This window comes from Argonema antarcticum A004/B2 (genome assembly GCF_023333585.1).
Classification (GTDB): domain Bacteria; phylum Cyanobacteriota; class Cyanobacteriia; order Cyanobacteriales; family Aerosakkonemataceae; genus Argonema; species Argonema antarcticum.
The window spans coordinates 1-7,142 of the sequence record NZ_JAIQZN010000175.1 but is presented as its reverse complement, the minus strand read 5'-3'; the positions used below and the strand labels follow the sequence as shown (position 1 = coordinate 7,142).

Annotated in this window: 6 protein-coding genes; 2 read left to right on the top strand and 4 right to left on the bottom strand. The window is 42.2% G+C overall.

Annotation, left to right across the window (positions count from 1 at the left end):
• The coding region (locus LAY57_RS34435) for a nucleotide exchange factor GrpE (RefSeq protein ID WP_275994495.1) at nucleotides 1-734 on the top strand (734 nt) is incomplete at its 5' end.
• A 151-nt stretch (nucleotides 735-885) separates the two neighbouring features.
• Here LAY57_RS34435 and LAY57_RS34430 read toward each other — a convergent pair.
• The gene (locus LAY57_RS34430) at nucleotides 886-2,460 is read right to left on the bottom strand and encodes a UvrD-helicase domain-containing protein (RefSeq protein ID WP_249071792.1); all 1,575 of its coding nucleotides are present in this window, start codon (nucleotides 2,458-2,460) and stop codon (nucleotides 886-888) included.
• A 155-nt stretch (nucleotides 2,461-2,615) separates the two neighbouring features.
• On the bottom strand, nucleotides 2,616-5,285 hold the full coding sequence (locus LAY57_RS34425) for a DEAD/DEAH box helicase (protein WP_249071791.1): 2,670 nt from the start codon (nucleotides 5,283-5,285) through the stop codon (nucleotides 2,616-2,618).
• A gap of 99 nt (nucleotides 5,286-5,384) precedes the next feature.
• Between LAY57_RS34425 and LAY57_RS34420 the strand changes: the two genes are divergently transcribed.
• Nucleotides 5,385-5,573 (top strand): hypothetical protein, encoded by a 189-nt coding sequence (locus tag LAY57_RS34420; RefSeq protein ID WP_249071789.1) that lies wholly within the window; start codon nucleotides 5,385-5,387, stop codon nucleotides 5,571-5,573.
• Nucleotide 5,574: 1 nt separating this feature from the next.
• Here the strand turns inward: LAY57_RS34420 and LAY57_RS34415 are convergent, their stop codons facing one another.
• Together LAY57_RS34415 and LAY57_RS34410 are read right to left on the bottom strand one after the other, a co-directional pair.
• Nucleotides 5,575-6,054 (bottom strand): hypothetical protein, encoded by a 480-nt coding sequence (locus LAY57_RS34415; RefSeq protein WP_249071787.1) that lies wholly within the window; start codon nucleotides 6,052-6,054, stop codon nucleotides 5,575-5,577.
• 248 nt (nucleotides 6,055-6,302) lie between these two features.
• Nucleotides 6,303-7,142, bottom strand: an 840-nt coding sequence (locus LAY57_RS34410; RefSeq protein WP_249071785.1) for a tyrosine-type recombinase/integrase, incomplete at its 5' end; no start/stop codon positions are given.

The window sequence follows — 7,142 nt, the reverse complement described above, 5'->3', positions numbered from 1 at the left end:
GCAAGAGCATTTCAGCCTCATTCGCGACGGCAAGTAACTCAGTAACCGACGATCGGCTGACAGAACAAGTCTGTCAGTCTCCCTCTGTTGCTAAACAAGATTCCCTTCTGGCTTCAATTGTCAAAGTGGAGGATAGTCTAAATGTAACTTCTGCTGTTGCCTTGACTGCGACCTCTACATCGGGCTATGAGGTTACTCAAGACAGCGTAGCGGCTCAAAGTGTTGATATTACTGGCGTTCAGGAGTCACTAAAAAACGAGGGATTAAAGGTTACTAGCTCGCAGAATTTGGTTACTCGATCGCATTCTGGCTCAATATCCTCTTCTCAGCCAGATCTAGTTGAAGAATTAACAAAAGAGTGCCTCGTTCTCAAAAGACAGTTAGAAAATTCAACAGCAGAGGTACGGTTGGATGAGCGTTCCAGTACTTTTCGTCAATTGCAAACACTGTTAACTAACTATTGCAGTGTACGGGCGGCTGTACAGATCAACCCTCAACTCCCAGCGTCTAATATAGTTTCCCTATTCGTACCGTTGGATAATCTGCTGGCTTTTTGGGGTATTGAACCTTTAGGTCAAGTTTGGGAACAAGTACCTTACAATCCCCAGTTGCATCAAGCGGATGTCAATGATATAGCTGAGGGAGAGCTGGTTTTTGTGAGGTTTGTAGGGTATAAAGATGGTGAGCGCATTCTTTGTCCTGCCAAAGTTAGCCGTACTCGACCATTTATATAAAATTAGATATGTTAGATATGCTTCATCCGGTCTGAAGAACGAGCCGTTTGGTACGGCTCCGAACGCAGATGTTGGATTTTCTCCCCACAGGAGAATGTCTATAGACACAAGAATCTGCATCGCTACAAGCTTGCAGAGTGTCAAATATTAACTATTTATTCGCTAAAAACAAATCGTGCTTAGCCCTCGTAGCAGCGACAAACTGCAAGTTTTTTTCCTGCTCCTTTTCCCAATCCTTCTCGGCTCTAGGATGTGGAAGCAGATCCGGTCTAATGTGAAAAACTCTCTCCGCCTCCAGCCCTTTAGAGCCATGTATCGTGGTCAAAAACACTTCATTCTTATCACTTTTAGATAAACGCTCGATCGCCCCAGCCAGTTCAACTGTATCTTGACAATTATTACCAGTATAGATGGCATTAAGGGTCAGGATGCGATCGTGCAAATCCACAACTACTGTAATCGGTACTCCATCACAGAGCATTTCTTTTTTTCTTGACTCATACCAAGAATGCAAAGTATCAGTAAATTCCTGACAACTATACCGTTTGGCTGACTCTCCTACAATCTCGCCCAGCAAACTATTCAGTTGACTGGCGATATCCTTATTTTTTATTTTTGCGGCAATTCCTGCCTTGAGCAGTTCGTAATATACTGGTATCAACGGATAAAAGCAGCGACAGATAATCAAATCGCCAGCTTTAGCTAACTTGGGAATTTCTGCTATTTTTATTGATTTAACCGTTCCTGGTGGCGCATTCTTTCGAGGTTCAATTACGTTATAAATCTGATTGGCTAGCTCGATATGGGTAGTCGGACATCTATAGCAAATAGATAAAGATAATTGAATCGCACCTGTTCGTTCTATAATATTAGCAATACTTTGTCGATCGGCGGCACTAAACCCCATGATAGCTTGACGTTCGTCGCCAACAAAAATCCCCCTAGCTCCTGCTTTATATGCCCTCATGACAATATCGATTTGTGCAGCGTTGAGGTCTTGCACTTCATCTACACACAGAAAGTCGTAGCTATATACTGGCAAATTCAACACAGATGGTAGCCATACCATATCTTCATAGGAAATAAATTCTCTACACTGACGTATTCCTATTTCTAGAATCTCAAACACAGCTTTTTGAATAAAATCCCAATCTCCTATGCTGGGCAATCCATAATAATGACATAATTGTTTTAACGTTGTGCTATTGCTGGGGTCAGTTAAAGTAAGTTGACTGAACTTTACCAGCGATACCAATCGATGGTATTCGAGCGCTGAGTGTACTTTTCTATCTGCTAAATAATCCTTAACAATTACTGAATATTTACGTTTGTTAATCTCAGGCATATTGCGAAAAGCACGACATAAACTTGACAAACCCAAACTGTGTATAGTACTTGCTTCGATGTGTTTGGGCAGTTGACGATTTAGCTCGTCAGCAATATGTTTGTTGAATGCTAGAAAACGCGAGCGCAGATTTTTGGGAATGAAATTAGCACCTTTAATTAAAGTAGTAGTCTTGCCACTGCCCGGTACAGCAGAAACTACACATGACCCCTGACCGGATGCCAACCAATCAAAGATTGCTTTTTGATAGGCAGATGGCATAAATCCCAACACCATATCTCCTGATGTTGGTTGGTTATTAGCCTTATTATGAGAAAGATGGTGCGGTGTTCCCAGCACCATATCGCCTATGACTGGAAGTGGAAGTTGTTCGTGAGTCACGTTTATTTAATCAGCTATCAGCTATCAGCTATCAGTTATCAGCGAATTCGTAGGATTTGAATTCCTCACTATGCGTCGTCAATAACCTGACTGCTGATAGCGCATGGCTGACAGCTGATAGCTTACAGCTATTATAAACAACCACCTTAAATTTTTCAATACTGCCCCCGCCTTTCAATTAATTGAGAACGTACAGTTATCAGTAAGTCTTTTGCTACTTTCACCGCTAGCTCATATTCGCTTATACTTTCATGTATCCCCCACTTTTTACCTGTTTGTCTCTTGATATAGGCAAACACAACTTTATGCAACATTTGGCCATTATTTTTGTAAAAATCGCGAGCGATAGCATCTGGATTTACAACTCCGTTCTCTGCCTCTAATTCTGATTCTCTTACCATCAACGGCAATAAGCACTCTAAAGGATTATCTATTAAACTTTTACCGCTACTGCCATCTGGAATCAACCACTTATGGTCGAGTAACTTATAAATAGACGAACTAATTGCTGCGCCATATTTTGTCGCCTTTTGGCGCTTAATCTCATCGGGTCGGCAAGATACTGCTGGATGGGGAGGAATAACCGCACTGTGTTCGATATCGATTTCTAATTCTTTAATAAATTTTTCATAGGTTGATGGTGGCATACTATCTCGTAATCGCATACCACCTGCCAAGACTTCTCCATTATCATCAAGAGCGAATCCTTTTTGCTTTAATACTGTACGCCGCTTGTATTCCTTGAAAGGCATGGTAATGCCATCTACCATTACCATCCAATCCAAACCTAAATGACCAATAAAATTAACGTTTACTTCCTCTTTCGTTCTGGATATTTGTTTTCTGACTACAGATGTCCCGGCTGGTAAGTCAATTGACTGGGGTAAAATTTGAATTGTGCGATTATCTAAAACAGCTTCGACTCTTATGCTAACAGTGCGAGTGTTGCGTATTTGATTCATCCGTTCGACGATGGCATCGCATATTTTATCTTGAAGAGATGGCTCGACTACTTTTTCATTATATGGTTGAATCGTTCTTAAAACTTCATCCGCGGCATTTTTAAAGACATTATATAATCCTTTCTGCTCTGAAACTGACTTAGTTGCGTTAAGCAGTTGATTTTCGCTTTTTTGCTCAGGTTGAGTTGTTAAACTACCGCTTTGTTTTAATTCTGATGCTAAATTAAATTTAGAATTTGTTTGAGGACGAGTATTATTTACTGGTGGCGCGGGTAAATTTAAGACTATTATATCTCCTGCTTTTAACTTAGAAGTATCGTTAAATTTAATAACATTTTCTCCAGCCGAGTATTCGGTTTCAATAATGGGCTTTAAAGTCACCTGAATTTCTTCTTCTCCATATCCAGATAGAGGCGCTAATTTCTGCCCTTCTAGAAACTTTTGAAAAATGTCCCGAATCCTCAATGCTTCGTGCGAGACAACAACGCCCCAATTTTCGTGAGTCAAGTCAGGAAAATTACCGGGTGGGCGACCCGGTACTCTACGTACTATACGCCCGAATTCTTGTTCTGCTACTGTCAGGCTTTTCATAATACATAAACTCACCGAAACTGATGCCCAAGGATGAGAAAACCCTTCCCCTACCATGCCACAATGTACTAGACAGATATATTCGCCGCTAAAAAAACGCTGATAGCTAACACTCGGTTTACCTGCTAAGTCGAAACCTTCCTTTTCGCTATGAACTAAGCCAACGCGCTCTTTCAGGATAGGAAAGTTTTGCAGCAGTTGGTATAATCGATGGGCGTGCGGTATGTTGAGAGCGCGGACAATCATGGCGTGCGGTTGGCCTGTACCACGTTTTTGAGTTAAAATTTCTACAGCCTTTTCTAAGACTGGCAAACAAAAGGAATCGGCTAGTAAAATTTTTCTAAACCATTCTCTATCTGATTCAGCTTTGGCAAAAAATACTGCTGGTGTATATTCAATTTCTTGACCATTTTCCTCTTCGACCAGGAACGCTTTGCTTGTCGCTTCTTTGTACATTACCCGTTTGATCGGAGGTTCTTTGAGTTGCCAAGCATTCTGAATGGTAAACTCGTAATCTGTAACTGGAGAATATCGCGTTAATATTTGACCAGTTTCTGATGTATCTTCTAATGTTGTATACTGAATATGCGGAATCGGTTTACTATCAGAACGAAACCGAGAACCTGTTAAAAATACTAACAAACTTGAATTAAAGTAATTGATAATGGTAGTATAGGAAGCCGCACTAGCATGGTGGGCTTCGTCAATGATTAGCAATCCTACATTCTCTGGATTTATTTCGCCGCGATTGATGAGATTGACTAAAAACTGGCGGTTAACTACTAGAAGATCGACTCTCTCCAAATTGAAAAAATAACTGCGCCATTGTTCTGCTTTGAGTTCTGCTAGATTTGGTGGCGGTACGCCTGGGGGTAAAATATCCAGGTTGTACAGTGGCCAAGATTCATAAATCGGTACGTGGGTCACGGGTAGGGTAGGAAAGTCTTGCATGATGCGTGAGCGCAAGGTACAGTTATCCACGCAGACGATCGCCTGCCGTCCTGTCATCTGCTGCCCCAGTATGTAAGGCAGACACTCGATAATTACGCTTTTTCCAGTCCCCACTCCCATCAGTAGGTATCCCGCCCCAGCGTTGCTGCTGCGCTGCGATGGGTCTAACTCACCTCGAGATGCTTTGTCAAACATCGTCAGTAAAGCTTCTTGCTGATGCTCGAACAGTTTGGTTTCGCCCAAAACAATCCTACTGATGACGAGCGGGCTGTATTGAGCAAATTTTGAACCAAGGTTTGTGCGAGCGCTTATTTCAGACATTAATAACCAGTCTTATTCATCTTTTTTATATCTTTTTAACATATTTAAACCACTTTCGGGCCCTGCCATTGCCACTACCTTACTCACAATGGGAGTGAGTTGGCGATCGGTCTTTTATCCAGTGTGGGCAGTATCGGAGCGGTGAGTATCCCAACAGCAGTGGGTTGGCTGGCTGACAAAATTAATCTGGAAATTATTACTATGATGATACCGCTGGCAGTGGCGATGGTAATGCTCCATCGCTCGTTAGTCAAATATGCACCTGTGGAAGTTGATATTGCGGCTTGAATTATATTCGCTCGCTCTCAATATTAATTTGTTCGCTATTTACTGCAATAATGAGTTCATCTCCATATTTCAACTCACCGATAAAAGACGTAATAACCTCCAGCGTATCGGGACTCTGAAAATGTTCTGGTTTAGTTTCAGGATGAGGATAATAGATTAAACCCGACTGTGATTCTCCTTCCTTCAGCCAAATTTTACAATCACAAAATGAGAAATCTTCGGCTGGTTCGGCTGACCATTTAACATTCCTGAATGTATATTTTGCTTGTTTAATTTCGTATTTATGTGGAGCAATATAAATATTAATTGTTCCAGGGAAATAGTTACTTAAGTCCAGACCCCGCGACTGAAAAAAAGGCTTTTGCATTTCAATCGTACCGCTAGGGAAACGAGGGTCTTTAGCTTTGCCTGATGCTACGCCATACCCTTTTTTGACCAAACCTTTAATTTGTACCCATTTTGTCATTTCAAAATTACTCATTTTTTCGACTCTTTAATTAACAAAATTTATAATTAGGTAAAATTAACCCAAGATAAACTTATGATTTGGCCAGGTCGATTCGATCTTTCATTCTGACTTTAGCGATCGCAGGTAAATTTCAGCAAGCCCTATTTACACCCTTAGCTTGCCCTATGGCAAATTGCGGCTTTGGGGGTGCGATGCTACGGTGTAGGGCATCAGAAAACTAATAATTTGGCACAGTAAGTACGGAAGGGCTAAAAAGTCTGTCAAATGAGTTCGGATAACAAATCAGAAATCTCCCCTTGATGATCGAGTCTATTATCGTCGTAAATCATCAAAGTATTCAGGTTAGAATGGCGGCTGAGTTTTTGGACGCGCCGGACATCTCCGCCTGTAGCCACCAGAGCGGCGGTAATCCCAGAATGGCGGATGCGGTGCGGTGACATGGTTTTTTTGATCCCAGCTACTGTTGCCAAACCACGCACAATCCTATATATGGACGTACCAGATAGCCGATGCCCGTAAGTCAGATGGGCAATGGAGAAAAATAATGGTTGGTCGAAAGCTAAGCGGTCGTGACAAGTCAGCCAATCTTGCAAGGCTTTGATGACTGGGATGGATAAAGCTATTGCCTCTTTTTGTGTTCCCCGACCTTTTCCCAAAATCCACAGACGACGGGAATCGTCGTCCAAATCGCCAATATTGAGCGCTGACACTTCCCCGCGACGCAAGGCATTCTCCCACAGCAATCGCAGCAGGGCATAATCTCGCTTACCTTTGGGCGTAGTGCGCTCGCACTGCTGCATCATTCCTTTAAATGCTTCGGGCGAAATCCCCGTTGTGTCTCTGTAGGGTTTCACTTGCTCGCTCTTGACATCTGCCAAATTCCATTCGCACTTGCCCAACATGAGGGCATACTTCACTAAGTCTTTAATCGCTGCTAAAGAGCGATTAACTGTCGCTTCCTTCAAATCCCGCTCTATAAGCTTCGCTCTGTAATTAGAAACCAACGCTAGCGCATCGCACCTATCTAGTTTGAGAAACTCCATTACCACCGCTGGCGTTGGCGGGTACCCAGACACGGCTGTAAAAAAGTACCGTAAGTC